Origin of the sequence: Leisingera aquaemixtae (assembly GCF_019801145.1) — a bacterium.
GTDB classification, from domain to species: domain Bacteria; phylum Pseudomonadota; class Alphaproteobacteria; order Rhodobacterales; family Rhodobacteraceae; genus Leisingera; species Leisingera aquaemixtae_A.
In genome coordinates this window covers 1-14,078 of sequence record NZ_JAHVJQ010000009.1, presented here as the reverse complement: position 1 = coordinate 14,078, position 14,078 = coordinate 1, and the positions used below count along the sequence as shown (strand labels likewise).

At 63.2% G+C, this 14,078-nt stretch carries 10 protein-coding genes; 5 read left to right on the top strand and 5 right to left on the bottom strand.

Annotation, left to right across the window (positions count from 1 at the left end):
- The first annotated feature begins 8 nt into the window (after nucleotides 1–8).
- Genes KUW17_RS17975 through KUW17_RS17965 form a run of 3 tightly spaced genes read left to right on the top strand, consistent with a single transcriptional unit; the run spans nucleotide 9 to nucleotide 4,155 of the window.
- A complete protein-coding gene (locus KUW17_RS17975) occupies nucleotides 9–1,580 on the top strand; it encodes a phytoene desaturase family protein (RefSeq protein ID WP_222481660.1) in 1,572 nt (523 codons plus the stop codon).
- Complete coding sequence (locus tag KUW17_RS17970; RefSeq protein WP_222481658.1) at nucleotides 1,580–2,758, top strand: aminomethyltransferase family protein; 1,179 nt, start codon at nucleotides 1,580–1,582, stop codon at nucleotides 2,756–2,758. Before KUW17_RS17975 ends, KUW17_RS17970 begins: the two co-directional genes overlap by 1 nt.
- A 26-nt stretch (nucleotides 2,759–2,784) precedes the next feature.
- Nucleotides 2,785–4,155, top strand: coding sequence for an aminotransferase (locus KUW17_RS17965; protein WP_409996783.1), 1,371 nt, complete (start codon nucleotides 2,785–2,787; stop codon nucleotides 4,153–4,155).
- A 226-nt stretch (nucleotides 4,156–4,381) separates the two neighbouring features.
- Here KUW17_RS17965 and KUW17_RS17960 read toward each other — a convergent pair whose 3' ends face one another.
- Nucleotides 4,382–6,421, bottom strand: a complete 2,040-nt coding sequence (locus KUW17_RS17960) for an NAD(P)-binding protein (protein ID WP_261397276.1) — start codon at nucleotides 6,419–6,421, stop codon at nucleotides 4,382–4,384.
- A gap of 167 nt (nucleotides 6,422–6,588) precedes the next feature.
- Between KUW17_RS17960 and KUW17_RS17955 the strand changes: the two genes are divergently transcribed.
- Entirely contained in the window at nucleotides 6,589–7,650 is a 1,062-nt protein-coding gene (locus tag KUW17_RS17955; RefSeq protein ID WP_222481654.1) for an extracellular solute-binding protein, read from the top strand.
- Between the two features lie 107 nt (nucleotides 7,651–7,757).
- On the opposite strand, the gene KUW17_RS17950 is transcribed toward KUW17_RS17955, so the two are convergent.
- From KUW17_RS17950 to KUW17_RS17935, 4 genes are read right to left on the bottom strand one after another with little or no spacing between them, the layout of a single operon-like run.
- Nucleotides 7,758–8,861, bottom strand: coding sequence for an ABC transporter ATP-binding protein (locus KUW17_RS17950; protein ID WP_222481652.1), 1,104 nt, complete (start codon nucleotides 8,859–8,861; stop codon nucleotides 7,758–7,760).
- 1 nt (nucleotide 8,862) lies between these two features.
- Nucleotides 8,863–9,696 (bottom strand): ABC transporter permease, encoded by an 834-nt coding sequence (locus KUW17_RS17945; RefSeq protein ID WP_222481650.1) that lies wholly within the window; start codon nucleotides 9,694–9,696, stop codon nucleotides 8,863–8,865.
- On the bottom strand, nucleotides 9,693–10,550 hold the full coding sequence (locus tag KUW17_RS17940) for an ABC transporter permease (protein WP_222481648.1): 858 nt from the start codon (nucleotides 10,548–10,550) through the stop codon (nucleotides 9,693–9,695). The genes KUW17_RS17945 and KUW17_RS17940 overlap by 4 nt, the downstream gene beginning before the upstream one ends.
- Before the next feature lie 59 nt (nucleotides 10,551–10,609).
- Nucleotides 10,610–11,815 carry an aromatic ring-hydroxylating oxygenase subunit alpha gene (locus KUW17_RS17935; RefSeq protein WP_222481646.1) on the bottom strand — a complete coding sequence of 402 codons (1,206 nt, stop codon included), beginning with the start codon at nucleotides 11,813–11,815 and terminating at the stop codon, nucleotides 10,610–10,612.
- A 141-nt stretch (nucleotides 11,816–11,956) separates the two neighbouring features.
- On the opposite strand from KUW17_RS17935, the gene KUW17_RS17930 reads away from it, so the two are divergent.
- Entirely contained in the window at nucleotides 11,957–13,468 is a 1,512-nt protein-coding gene (locus KUW17_RS17930; protein ID WP_315899408.1) for a trimethylamine methyltransferase family protein, read from the top strand.
- The last annotated feature ends 610 nt before the right edge of the window (nucleotides 13,469–14,078 follow it).

The window sequence follows — 14,078 nt, the reverse complement described above, 5'->3', positions numbered from 1 at the left end:
AGCGGAAGATGACCACACCCACCTACGACGCAATTGTCATCGGCGCGGGCCACAACGGGCTGGCCGCGGCAGCAACCTTGGCGCGCAAAGGCAAGTCGGTCTGCGTGATCGAAAGGAACGCAACCGCCGGCGGCATGGCCCGCAACACCACGCTGGCCGGCGGCATCAAGGCGCCGGAAATCGCGCATCTGCTGTATAACCTGCACCCCAAGGTGAAGAAGGAACTGGGCCTTGGCTCTCCCCGCGCGCCGCTGGAGGTGCGCGAACTGCCAGCGGTCTCGCTGTCGGAGGACGGCTACCACGCTGTGATTCGCAGCGGCAGGGCGGAGCTGGCAGACGGCCGGCCGCACCCGGAGGCCGCAGCCTTTGACGAAATGATGCGCCGCCTGACGCTGTTTGCCGGGCTGCTGGGGCAGCTTTCAACCAAATCCCCGCCCTCGCTTGAGGGCGGTCTGGCCAGCCTGGGCACGCTGACGGAGCTTGCCGGGCTGGCCAAGCTGGGGCTGGATCTGAAGCGGATGGGCAAGAAGGACATGCGCGAGTTTCTCCGCGTGCTGCTGTCCAACGCCTATGACCTGATCCTGGACGACCTCGAGGACGGCCCGCTGGCGGGCGCGCTGGCGGCGGATGCGGTGCGCGGCGCCTTTGCCGGGCCGCGCTCGCCCGGGACCGTTTTCACGCTGATGTACCGGCTGGGGCAGGGCGGCGGCGCGCAGCTGCCGATGGGCGGCATGGGCGCGGTTGCGGCAGCGTTTGAGGCAGCGGCCCGCGCCGCCGGGGCGGAAATCCGCACTGGTGCCAGCGTGGCCCGGGTCTTGACCGAGAACGATCGCGCTGCAGGCGTGGTGCTGGAGGACGGCACCGAGATCTCTGGCAAGGCGGTTCTGAGCAACACCGGTCCGATGGCCGCGATGATGCTGGCGGGTGCAGAGCATTACGACGTTGAAGCGGTGCGCCGGATGCGCAACCAGCGCTGCAAGGGCACAGCCGCCAAGGTGAACCTGGTTCTGAACGCCGCGCCCGTGTTCCCTGGCCTTAGCCCCGAATTGATGGCCGGCCGGTTACTGATCGCGCCCAGCACCTCCTATGTGGAGCGCGCCTTCAACCCGACGAAATACGGGGAAATGCCCGCAAACCCGGTGATCGAGGCCGTCATACCAAGCCTGACAGATCCAGAAGTGGCGGGCGGCGGGCGGCACGTGCTGTCGGCTGTGGTCGGCTCCGTTCCCTACGGGCTGGAGGGCGGCTGGGATGCGGCCGCCCGTGAACGGCTGGCAGCTGCCACACTTGCAACGCTGGAGAAATATGCGCCGGGCATCAGTGCGCTGGTCACGGAACGCCAAGTGCTCAGCCCCGCCTGCATCGAGGCGCGGACCGGTGCGCCGGGCGGCCACTGGCACCATGCGGAGATAGGTGTCGACCAGATCCTGACAGTGCGGCCTGCCAACGGCATGGCGCATTACCGCTTTGGCCCAGAGGGCTATTACCTCTGCGGCGCAGGGGCCCATCCGGGTGGCGACGTGACCGGGCTGGCCGGCCGCAACAGCGCGCTGCAACTGCTGAAAGACGGGGTTCTCTGATGACCAAACATGTACCCATCGGCCTGATCGAAACCCCGTTCCAGCCGCGGCTGCAAGCGCTCAGCACTGCCAAGAGCTGGACCAATTGGGCCGGTTATGTATCGCCCGGGATGCTGGACACGGTGGAGTTCGAGTATTTCGCGATCCGCAATCAGGCCACCCTGTTCGACATTTCGCCGATGCACAAATACCGCCTCACCGGGCCGGACGCGCTGCGGGTGGTGAACCGGCTGGTGACCCGCGACGCCGCCAAGCTGCGTGACGGGCGGGTCGGCTATGCCCTGTGGTGCGACGAAGAGGGTATGGTGATCGACGACGGCACCCTGTTCCGCTTCTCGGAGACGGATTTCCGCCTGTGCTGCCAGGAACCGATGTACACTTGGCTGCTGGACACCGCCTGGGGCTTTGACGCGGAAATCACAGACGAGAGCGATGAGATCGCGGCGCTGTCGCTGCAAGGCCCCACGTCGTTCTCATTGCTGCAGGACGCGGGCCTGGAGGCTGTCGCGGAGATGAAGCCCTTTGACTGGCGCGAGATCGAGCCGGATCTGTGGGTTTCACGCACTGGCTTCACCGGCGATCTGGGTTATGAGCTGTGGGTGCCGAACGGCAAGGCGCTGGAGCTGTGGGATCGGCTTTGGGCGGCAGGCGGCCCCTGGGGGCTGAAGGCGATCGGGTTTGACGCACTCAACATCTGCCGGATCGAGGCCGGGTTCATCGCCGCGGGCTTCGACTTCCAGCCGGTGCACACCGCCATGCGGCTGGGCCGCGGCCGTAGCCCGCTGGAACTAGGGTTCGGCAAGATGGTCGATTTCACCAAGGGCCATTTCAACGGCCGCCGGGCGCTGCTGGACCAGCAAAAGAACGGCCTGCGCTACCACCTGCGCAAAATCGAGATCGGCGGCTTCAAACCGGCGGACGGCGCGCTGATTTATCACAAGAAAAAGAGGGAAGTGGGGCATGTGACCTCTGGCGTCTGGTCCCCCACCACCAAGCGCAACATCGCATTGGCCGAGTTCAAGGCGCCCTTCGGCGACGGCATCACCGATGACCTGTGGGCCGAAATCTACGTCAACGAGGAAGGCCAATGGAACAAGCGGCTGGTGCCGGTCACCGTTGAAGACAAACCCTTCTTTATCAACAGCCGCGCGCGGGCGACCCCGCCGCGCCCGTTCTGAGCCCTAACAGGTGCCCCATGACCAAGATGAAACCGAACAGTTTTGCCAACGAGCCAAGCCCTGACACCCTGCATGAATGGGACCGCACCCATCAGCTGCACCCCTGGATGGCAATGGACGACTGGCGCGGCTACGACAACATGCTGATGGAGAGCGCCGACGGCATCCATCTGCGGGACGCTGCCGGCAAGCGCTACATCGACGGGCCGGGCGGCATGTGGTGCACCCAGATCGGATATGGCCGCCGGGAAATGGCCGATGCCATCGCCGCGCAGGTGATGAAGCTGCCCTATACCTCCCCCTTTACCAACACCACCGAGCCCTCGGCAGTGCTGGCCAAGAAGATCGCCGAAGTGGCGCCGGGGGACCTGAACAATGTCTTTTTCACCACCGGCGGCTCTACCGCGGTGGATACCGCGCTGCGCACCATGCAGTACATGAACAACCGCCGCGGCCAGCCGCAGAAGAAGAAGATCATTGCCCGCGAGAAGGGCTATCACGGCTCCACCTATCTGGCGCATTCGGTGACCGGCAAGGAACGCGACAAGAGCCATTTCGATTTCGAGACCCGGCTGGTGCATTTCCTGCCCGACGTGAACCCCTACCGCCGCCCCGCAGGCATGAGCGTCGCGGACTGGTGCGATGCCAAGGTCGCGGATCTGGAACACGCTATTGCAGAGATCGGCGCGGAGAATATCGGTGCCTTCATCGCTGAGCCGATCCTGTCCTCTGGCGGGGTTATCGTGCCCGCGCCCGGCTACCACAAGCGCACCTGGGAGCTGTGCCGCGCCAATGACATTCTCTATATCTCCGACGAGGTGGTGACCGGCTTCGGCCGCCTCGGCCACTGGTTCGCCTCCGAGGAGGTCTTTGGCATCCAGCCCGACATGATCACCTGCGCCAAGGGGCTGACCTCCGGCTATCTGCCGCTTGGCGCCTGCATCATCTCCGACCGGGTGATGGAGCAGATGAGCCATCTGGGGACGCCCTCCTCCTACACCAACGGCTATACCTATTCGGGCCATCCGGTGTCCTGCGTCGCGGCGCTGAAAAACATCGAGATCATCGAGCGCGAAGGCATTCTAGAGCATGTCCGCGCCGTCACTCCGCATTTCCAGGCGCGCCTGCGCGATCTGATGAGGTTCGATATCGTCGGCGACGCCCGTGGCGAAGGGCTTTTGGGCTGCATCGAGTGCCAGGCCGGGGATCTGGAGGCCGAGCGCAGGCTCGGTTCGATGATCGATGCCGCCTGCGAGGAGATGGGCCTGATCGTGCGCCCGCTGATCAACATGGCGGTGTTTTCGCCGCCGCTCATCATCACTTTGGACCAGATCGACGAGATGTTCGGCATCTTGGAGCGTGCCATCCAGCAGGTGGAGGCACAGCTGGCAGCGTGAGGCTGGAGGGGGTGGCACAGGCTCCCGTCACCCTTCCCGAACTGGCGGGCGCCAAGGGGTTCCGGTGCCCGCCCTTTTTGCGCCTGCACTATCATGCCTCCGGGCATGCGGCCGCTATCGCACACCACTGAACAAGCGGTGCGCCGATCCTCTCACTGTCAGTTTTGGAGAGTGTGCGGTGCCGCGGACACTGCCGCGAAACCGGTATCTTTTGAGGGCTTCCCCCTTACACGGTATGCTCGCGCCGCCCGTATTTCTTGGCGATATCGATATTCTGGCCCAGGTCCATCGCCGCGCGGTAGCCGCTTTGCACGGCGGCGGCGATGATATGCGGGGCTTCGGCATCGCCGATCCGGGCCATCGATTTGATGCCGGCCTCCTGCAGCCCGTCTCCCATCTCCTTCAGCCCGTCGTATAGCCCCAGAACCGGCAGGCGGCGAGTGAGGGGGATGATGGCATCGCAGGCAAAGGTGCTGCGGGTGCCCGAGAACATGCAGGACAGCACAGCTTCGCCCTTCTGCGCGGCAATCAGCATCCGGTTGGGCACCACTGCGACCCCTGCCTCGATCAGGGCGGCGTTCGACTGGTAGACCTCCGTGGTCCACTGTCCCCAGTCGCAGGGGCGGCCTGCGGGCGTCACCAGGGTGACCCGGTGCCCTTCCTTGCGCAGTTGCAGCGCCAGCACCGAACCAAGGTAGTAATGGTCGTCGTCATAGATCACCACATGATCGGCATCGAGCGGCTCGCTGTTAAGCACAGTTTCCGCGGAGACGATCATGCCGGGCACTTCCTCCTCCAGCCCGGTGTCGGAGTGGCGGCCGACGGTGTCGGATGCCCAGACCGCCCCGGTTGCTGCAATCACATGGGCAACGCCGAGATCCAGCACATCCGCCGCGTCCAGCGGGCTTTCCGGGTAGACCTCCACATTTGGCAGCTTTTCAATCTGCCCGACGCGCCAGTCGCGCACGCGGGCCCATTCGCTCATCCCCGGCAGGCGGGATTCGCGGGTGACACGCCCGCCCAGGGTCCGGCTGGCCTCTGCCAGCATCACCGAATGGCCGCGTTCGCCCAGCACCCGGGCAGCCTCCAGCCCGGCGGGGCCGGCGCCGACGACCAGCACCTTTTCCGGCTTTTCGCTGCGCCCGGCTTTCTCGGGGTGCCAGCCTTGGCGCCATTCCTCGCCCATGGTCGGGTTCTGGGTGCAGCGCAGCGGCACCCCCAGCGAGTCATGCGCATAGCAGATGTTGCAGCCGATGCATTCGCGGATGTCCTCGCTGCGCCCCTCTTCGATCTTCTTGGGCAGGAACGGATCGGCAATGGACGGCCGCGCCGCGCCGATCAGGTCCTGTCCGCCCTGGCGGATCACCTGCGCCATGGTGTCGGGCGAGGTATAGCGGCCCACCGCAACAACGGGCTTTGAGGTCAGCGATTTCGCCTGCGCAATGCTGTCGGCGAATGAGGCTTCCTTCACAAACCGGCTGGCCCCCATCTCGACGCCATAGTCGGGCACCACCAGATCCCAAAGGTCCGGCAGATCCGCCAGCATCGCAAAGGCGTCGTAGCTTTCCGCATCCCCCAGTCCGACGCTGAAGCGGGTGGCGACGGCGCATTTGTGGCCGACCGCCTCTTTGGTTTCCTCGATCAGCTCGCGCACCAGCCGCACCCGGTTTTCCAGGCTGCCGCCGTATTCATCGCTGCGGGTGTTGTTCACCGGGTCAAGGAATTCCGACAGCAGGTAGCCGTGGGTGGCGTAGACATAGACGATGTCAAACCCGGCCTCGACCGCCCGCAGCGCCGCATCGCGGTGCCATTTGCGGATGTTGCGGATGTCCTCGCGGTCGATCTTTCGCGCTTGGCCAGGATGCAGCACGGTGGCATCCGTCTGCGGCCGGTTGCGCAGGCCCAATGGCGCCAGCCGGGTGCCGAAATTGGTCACCATGCCGCCGCCGATCCACAGCTCCACCCCGGCCAGCGCGCCATGCTCATGCACGGCGTCCGTCATCAGCCGGTTGGCGCGGATGTCATCCTGATCCCACAGCGCGGCATAGGGGTAATAGTCGTTGTCCGAGGTCGGGTGGATTGAGCAGAACTCGGTGTTCACGACACCCCAGCCGCCTTCTGCCTTCATCCCGCGCATCGCCGCCACGGTCCGCGGCCGCCGCCAGCCCATGCCCGCGCAGTGCGGCACCTGGTAGAACCGGTTCTTTGTCTCCACCGGGCCGATTTTCAGCGGCTGGAACAGGATGTCATGGCGGGGGTCGCGCATCAGTCATTACCCTTCGATAGGCAGGTTTCACTTTGTAATTTGATTGAGCGCTCAAATATTTCTTGTGTCAAGCCGGTTTCCCTCCTAACCTTTTCCTACCACGGCCGGGACCGTGCCGGAGAGGGCGAAAGGCGGGAAAACAGGGCCGCGGCAACAGGGAGACTTTCATGAAAATTTTGAAAACAGCCACTGCGCTTGGCATGGTTCTGCCGCTTCTAGCAGGGGCAGGCCAGGCCGCTGATGCGGAATTGACGGTTTTCGACTGGGCCGGATACGAGGACCCGGGTTTCTTCGCTGCCTATATAGAAGAGCACGGGGACGGGCCCACCTTCGCCTTCTTCGGCGACGAGGAGGAGGCTTTCCAGAAACTGCGCTCCGGGTTCCGCGCCGATGTTGCGCATCCCTGCTCTCAATCGGTGCCGAAGTGGATCGAGGCAGGGCTGCTGGCGCCGCTCGACACCGCACGGATTGAACGCTGGGACGAGCTGGAGCCCAGTTTCCGCGATATCAGGGCCTACACCAAGGACGGGCAGAATTACTTCATTCCGGCAGACTGGGGCAACACGGCGGTCACCTATCACACCGATCATCTGAGCGACGCGGATGTCGCCTCTTTGCAGGCCTTCGCGGATCCCAAGCATCAGGGACGGATCTCGATCGGGGACAATGTGGACGATGCTTATGCGCTGGGCTTCCTGGCCACCGGTGTCAAGGATTGGACCAATGCCACGGAAGAGCAGTTCCAGGCGGCCTCGGACTTCCTGCGCGCGGTTCATCAGAACGTGCGCACCTACTGGTCCGACGGCGCCTCGCTGGCGCAGCTGATGCAAAGCGGAGAGGTCTACCTGGCCTGGGCCTGGAACGAGACCTATTCGACGATGAGCTATGAAGGCCACCCGATCGCAATCAAGCGCGACACCGATGAGGGCGCGTCCAGCTGGGTCTGCGGCTATGCCAAGCTTGCCGATGCACCAGGGTCCGAAGACAAGTTCTATGACTTCATCAACGCCTGGCTGGAGCCGAAGACTGCCATTTATCTGGTATCCAGCTGGGGTTATGGCCACGGCAATGCCAAGGCGATGGCGGAAATGAACGCAGGGGAGCTGGCCGCAATGGGGCTTGAGGTCAGCGAAGACCTGAAGACGAAAACCCTGTGGCAGGCCCCGGTGCCCTCCGCGCTGCGCGAGAAGATGATCGCCGAGTTCGAGCTGATCAAAGCCGGTTTCTGAGCCTCGCCAATCCGCTCATTGCCAACATGAAGACGCCCCGCCGTTTGGCGGGGCGATTTCATGTTGTTTGCACCTGTGTTGATAGGGCAAGGGCCGAAGCGCCGGCCTTACTGGAACAGCACGATGGAGTCCGCACCCCAGCCCACCGGCACCTCGCTGCCGGGCGGCACGATGGAGCGGCCGGCCGTATTGCGCATCGAAATGGTCACGTCCTCGCTGTGGCCGGGCAGGCGCACGCTGTAATAGGTCATGTCGCCATAGTAGGCGGTGCCCGTTACCTCGCCCCTGGCAACGTGTTCGGTCTGCTCGCTGCCTTCGAACAGGATGGTCAGCATCTCCGGGCGGATACCGATGGTCTCCAGGTTCCGCAACTCCAGCCCTTCGGGGACCTGCGCCGACGGCAGTTCGATGCTGCCTAGCGCCGGAATGTCGAGCGCCAGATGGCCGTTCATCCTGCCGGTGGCGCGGGCGTCGAGGAAGTTCATCACCCCGATGAAGGACGCCACCCGCCGGTCCACAGGACGCCTGTACAGCTCCTCCGGCGTGGCTAGCTGGGCGATGCGGCCGTCGAACATCACTGCGATGCGGTCCGACATGGTCAGCGCCTCCTCCTGGTCGTGGGTCACCAGGATGAAGGTGATGCCGAGCCGCTGCTGCAGCTGGCGCAGCTCCACCTGCATCTGGTCGCGCAGCTTCTTGTCGAGCGCCGACAGCGGCTCATCCAGCAGCACCACCTTGGGTTTCATCACCAGGGCCCGCGCCAGCGCCACCCGCTGCCTCTGGCCGCCCGACAGCTCATGCGCGGCGCGGGACCCCAGGCCGCCGAGATCCACCATTTGCAGCGCCTGATCCACCTCGCGGGCGATCTCGGCCTTGGGCAATTTGCGGGTCTTCAGGCCGTAACCGACGTTGTCGGCGACGCTGAGGTGCGGAAAGATCGCGTAGGACTGGAACACCATATTGGTGGGGCGGCGGTTGGCTGGCACGCCTGCCATGTCCTGGCCTGCGATCACGATGGTGCCGTCCGTTGGCGACTCGAACCCGGCGATCATCCGCAGCAGGGTGGTCTTGCCGCATCCCGAGGGTCCCAGCAGGGAAAAGAACTCACCTTCGTTGATGGTTGCATTGATGCCCTTCAGGGCCTGAAAGGTCCCGAATGACTTGGTGATGCCTGTCAGATCGATGATAGGCTTGGGGAGCGGGGTCGTCATTTCAGGCAAATCCTCCGGTGGCTGAAGCTTCGATACCCTGTTTCCTGGCCGACCGGCGGCGGAACCACTCGGCCAGGATCAGGAGCAGGACGGACAGGACCAGAAGGATCGTCCCCAGCGCCATCACCGACGGCAGCTTGCCAGGGAAGCGCAGCTGGCTCCAGATGTAGACCGGCAGGGTGACCTCGGTGCCGGTCAGGAAGAAGGCGATGATGAACTCATCCAGCGAGATGGTGAAGGTGATCAGCAGGCTGGACACCACCCCTGGCATCACTAACGGCAGGATCACGCGCCGGAAGGTGCCCCAGCGAGTTTCGCCCAGATCAAAGGAGGCTTCCTCAAGGCTTTGATCAAGCCCCTGGAAGGCCGAGCTCAGGATCGCAATCGCAAAGGGTGTGCAGATCAGCACATGGCCCAGGACCACAGTCACCAGCGACAGCGGCATGCCCAGCTGCATCAAGAGAACCAGCAGCGCCACGGCAACGATAATCTCCGGCAGCACCAGCGGCAGCAAAATGAAGCTCATGATGCCGCGCTTGAGCGGAAACCGGTAGCGGGCCGCTGCCCTCGCGGCGCAGGCGCCCAGCACGGTGCTCAGCACCGCCGAGGAGAGGCCCACCACCAGCGAATTCCGCACCGCGCCATGCAGCGCTTCGGTCTGCCACAGCACGCCGAACCACTTCGCCGTGAACCCGGTCAGCGGAAACGAGATGACCGTGGCATCGTTGAACGCGAACATCGGCAGCAGGATCACCGGCGCATAGAGAAACACCATGTAGGCAACGGCGTATACCGCCAGCCATTTGGACGGAAAAGCCTTCAATGCGGATTTCATTGGACCTTGCCTCCAAACCGTTTGCCAAGCAGAAAGATGACCGCGCTGATGCTTGCCACGATCAGCATCGACGACAGCGCCAGCGCAGCGCCCAGCGGCGCGTTGTTCGCCTTGCCGAACTGGATCTGGATCATGTTCGCAATCATCAGCCCGTCAGTGCCGCCGACCAGCTTCGGCGTAATGAAATCGCCAACGGTCGGGATCAGGACGATCAGGGTGGAGGCGACCACGCCCGGCATCGCCAGCGGCAGGGTGATCCGGAAGAACCGCCGCACCGGCCCGTCGCCCAGGTCCTCGGCTGCCTCCAGCAGCGAGCGGTCGATTTTCTCCAGCGCCACGAAGATCGGCAGGATCGCAAACGGCGCCCAGGCATGGGCCAGCGTCAGCACCACCGCGTTGGCGTTATACAGAAGGAAGGTCAGCGGCTCTTCAATGATGCCCAACCCCTTCAGAGCGGTGTTGAGCACGCCGTTGTAGCCCAGGATCACCTTCCACAGAAACACGCGCAGCAGATAGCTGGTCCAGAACGGAACCGTGATCAGGAACAGCCACAGCGCTTTGCGCTGCTTGACGTGGAAGGACAGGTAATAGGCAATCGGAAAGGCCAGAACCACGGTTACAAGCGTGACAATCAGCGAGATCTTCAGCGAGCGGAAGATCAAGGTGCTGTAGATCGGCTTGCTCCAGGCCTCCCGGTAGTTATCCAGCGTGAGAGTGGTATCGAGCTCCAGATAGTTCTGGGTCCAGAAGCTGAACGTCAGCACCATTATCAGGGGTGCGGCCAGCATCAGCAGCGAATAGAGCAATGTCGGGCTGATCAAAGCGAGGCCTTGGCGCCTCTCTCCTGTTAACATTCCTGGGTCCTCCTGCCCCGTTAATAGGGCGCCGCCAGTGCTTTGGCGGCGCCCTTCATTCATGTCTTGCCGCGCTGGGCAAGCAGTTCTGCGTTCCTGGTCTTCAGCTGCCCGGGTTCCGGCTCATCCTGTTCCAGAACCGGAAACAGCTTGCGCAGCTCGTCGTGGTAGCTGCGTACGCCGTGTTCCAGGTCCGACAGGATCACGCCATCGTAACCGCTGGAGAAGGCCGCCTCCCAGCACCATTCGATCAGCTGCTCGTCCTCTTTCGAGGTGATCCGGTCGATCCGGCCGCTGAGGTAGCGCGCAACACGCATCTGCCGGTCTTCTGCCGGGCGTTTGTAGCAGGCGGCGCGCTGAATGGTGCGGCCGTTTTCCACCGGGAATTCATGGTAGAAGATCACCGAATCCGGGTAAATCCCGAATACAAGATTGGGAAAGACCCCAAGGTAAAGCCAGGCTGCCTGATGCTCGTCGTCCAGCGCCTCGGCCTTGGGCAGCAGTTTCTTGTAGTTGCGCACGCTCCACAGCCGCCCGCCGCCGGGGCGGAAGCCGCCAAAGGACCGCGCCGCACCCATGCTGAACGGCTGATCGTCATAGTTGCCGCCGAACAGGTCATGCAGGCCGGGGTGCGCCAGCGGCACGTGGTAGCCCTCGTTGTCCACGTCGCGGACGCATTTCCAGTTGGCTGCAATCTCGGTGATGCTGATCCCGTTGCCATCCGGCAGAAGCTCCGTGAGGCCGTAAGGGCCGACCTCGTCTTCGAACTGCGCCAACACCTCGGACACCGCGGGCTGCGGACCCGGTTTGAAGCGGACAAAGACAAAACCGTGCCAGATGTCCATCTCCACCGGCTTCAGCCCCCATTCCACCGGGTCAAGATCCGGCAGGGTTTCAGGCCGCGCCGCCCCGCGCAGAGTGCCGTCAAGATTGAAGGCCCAGCCGTGGAACGGGCAGATGATGGCGTTTTTGCAATGGCCCTTGTTCTCGGCCACGACCCGGCTGCCGCGATGGCGGCACAGATTGTGAAAGGCGCGCACCTGGCCGTCCGCGCCCCGAACCACCAGGGCCCGTTCGCCGGTGAAATCCGCGGCCATGAAATCGCCGGGCTCCGGCACATCGTTCACATGGCAAACCAATTGCCAGTGGCGGCGGAAAAGAAGCTCCTTTTCCTCCTCCAGAAGCTCCGGATTGGTGTAGCTCCACGCAGGCAATCCGGTCCGGCCCGCCCTGGGATCAGCCTGAAACAGCACGTCGTCCTTCATGTGGGTCTCCTTCCCTCTGACCAGAATCAGTAGCATTGTTTATTTAAGCGCTCAAATAAAATAATTCGGTCGAGAACACTTTGGCGGCTGGACAAACCCGGAAATGCGCGTCAAGTTTGAGCGACCGCTCAAACTCAAAGGATGGACATAATGCGCCGCGCCAGAAGCCGCAGAAGATCTCCCCTTTCCGCTGACACTCCTGCCAGCAAGGGCCCGCACTCTCTGGCCACGCCAGCCTACACGCCGTTGACCCAGGCACAGGTGGACAAGATCGTGGACACCGCGGTTGAATTGCTGGCCACCTCCGGCGTGGTGTTCGAGCCGGGCGGCGAGGCCGACAGCCTGCTGCGCAACGCCGGCTGCAGCCAGTCGGACGATGGCATTGTGACAATCCCGGAAACCGTGACCCGCCGCGCGCTGGAAACCGCGGCCCGCAAGACCGAACTCTGGGACCGGAACGGCGAAAACCCCATCACGATCGACTGCAACCACACCTGGTTCATGCCCGGTATGACCTGCATCGCCGTCTACGACGAGGACACCGGAGAGCCGCGCCCCTCGACGCGGGAAGACCTCGCCCTGATCACCCGGATCGCGGACAAGCTGCCGAATGTCGACGGCGTCTGCATCGCCGTGAAGAATGTCGAGGAGTCGAACCAGTTCGGCGAGATCGATGAATTCGCCTGCCTTATGGAAAACACCACCAAGCCGCTGGAATACCTTTGCGAACACCCTTCCTCTCTGGATGCGGTGATCGAGATGGCGGCCGCGCTGCGCGGATCGCACCAGGCGCTTCGGCAGAAGCCATATTTCCTGCATCTGATCACACCTCTACCGGTGAACCTTGCACGGATCCATTCGGACCAGATCATTACCGCCGCCCGGGCGGGTATCCCGGTGAGCGTCGGCACCCTGCCGATTGGCGGTGCGTCGTCGCCCATCACCCTGGCCGGCTGCATCACCCATGCGCTGATGACGGACTTTGCTGCCATCGTCCTTGGACAGTTGGCTGCCGAGGGCAGTTTCTGCGTGGGCAGCTCCGACGTGAATTTCATGGAGCCGGCCACCGGCGCCATCGGCAGTTTTTCCCAGACATCCGTCGGCGACATGGCGATGTGCCAGGTGCGCCGCGCGCTGGGTTTCCCCTCGCTGACCGGCATCGGCGGCTGTTCCGTTGCCCGCCGCTTTAATCAAGATGCAGTCTGGGAGATATCCTCGAACATGACCCAGATGTTCTACAACCGCCCCGCCACGATCGATTACATGGGTTCGCTCGACCAGGGCCTCACTTATTCGCTGCATGCCCTGCTGCTCTGCGACGACCTTGCGGGGTTGCTGCGCAAGATGTGGCAAGGTCTGGAAATCTCGGCCGATCAGATGGCCGTCGACCTGATCCGCGAGGTTGGCCCCACAGGGAATTTCCTCGCACATCAGCACACCGTCGACAACTGCCGGACGCAGGTCTGGAATTCCCGCTACTTCGGCCCGAACATTCCGCTCAGCAACACCGGGCTTGCGGATCAGGACCTGCTGAAGCGCATTGAGGGCGACCTCAAGGTTATGCTGGCAGAACTGGAGCAGCCGGAACTGCCGCCGGAAACCAAAGCTGCTGTATCCGCGATTTCAAACAAGTACCGCGTTCAAGCAGCCTAGCTTGGATCGCAACTTTGGTTTGCCCGTACAAATCCTGAAAGCTGGCTTCCTGCCCTTTGTGTCTAAGTTGGCTGGAAGAGTGTCTTGTGGGCCTGCCCTGCAATGGCCAATGTCACCGTTTCGCGCTTGGCGCCAGTTCAAGCAACACGCAGCAATCGGCGGCATTGGGCTCGTTGCTGCCCTTCGCTGACTTTCACAGCCAAGTGTCCAGAACGCGCTGCCGCCAATCGCAAGCTTGACGGGCTTTATGACGCGATAGGCCTCCGCCCCCCGGTCTTCAGGTCCGGCTGGAAGAACTGAAGGCACGCCTCTCAGAGCTCGATTCCGAGCTCGCCGCCCCTGCCCCGGAACCGGTTCGGTTCAATCCCAATCTCTCAGAGCTTTACCCTAAGAAGGTCGCCGAGCTTTCCGCGACCCTCGCAGACAGAGAGGTCCGCACAGAGGCGCTGGAGACTGTGCGCGGTCTCATCGAACGCGTGGTGGAGAGCCATGTAGGCTGGAAACTGAAGGCTATAATGCCTGCAAGGCGGTACTGCGGTAGGGCGCGTCAATCGAAGTTGATGTTTTTCGCGCTTCTCTGCAGTCGGCAGCTTTCTAAAATTCTTCACAT

Coding starts and splice junctions, on each gene's coding strand:
- KUW17_RS17975 (WP_222481660.1), top strand. CDS start 9: ATGACCACACCCACCTACGACGCAATTGTCATCGGCGCGGGCCACAAC.
- KUW17_RS17970 (WP_222481658.1), top strand. CDS start 1,580: ATGACCAAACATGTACCCATCGGCCTGATCGAAACCCCGTTCCAGCCG.
- KUW17_RS17965 (WP_409996783.1), top strand. CDS start 2,785: ATGAAACCGAACAGTTTTGCCAACGAGCCAAGCCCTGACACCCTGCAT.
- KUW17_RS17960 (WP_261397276.1), bottom strand. CDS start 6,421: ATGCGCGACCCCCGCCATGACATCCTGTTCCAGCCGCTGAAAATCGGC.
- KUW17_RS17955 (WP_222481654.1), top strand. CDS start 6,589: ATGAAAATTTTGAAAACAGCCACTGCGCTTGGCATGGTTCTGCCGCTT.
- KUW17_RS17950 (WP_222481652.1), bottom strand. CDS start 8,861: ATGACGACCCCGCTCCCCAAGCCTATCATCGATCTGACAGGCATCACC.
- KUW17_RS17945 (WP_222481650.1), bottom strand. CDS start 9,696: ATGAAATCCGCATTGAAGGCTTTTCCGTCCAAATGGCTGGCGGTATAC.
- KUW17_RS17940 (WP_222481648.1), bottom strand. CDS start 10,550: ATGTTAACAGGAGAGAGGCGCCAAGGCCTCGCTTTGATCAGCCCGACA.
- KUW17_RS17935 (WP_222481646.1), bottom strand. CDS start 11,815: ATGAAGGACGACGTGCTGTTTCAGGCTGATCCCAGGGCGGGCCGGACC.
- KUW17_RS17930 (WP_315899408.1), top strand. CDS start 11,957: ATGGACATAATGCGCCGCGCCAGAAGCCGCAGAAGATCTCCCCTTTCC.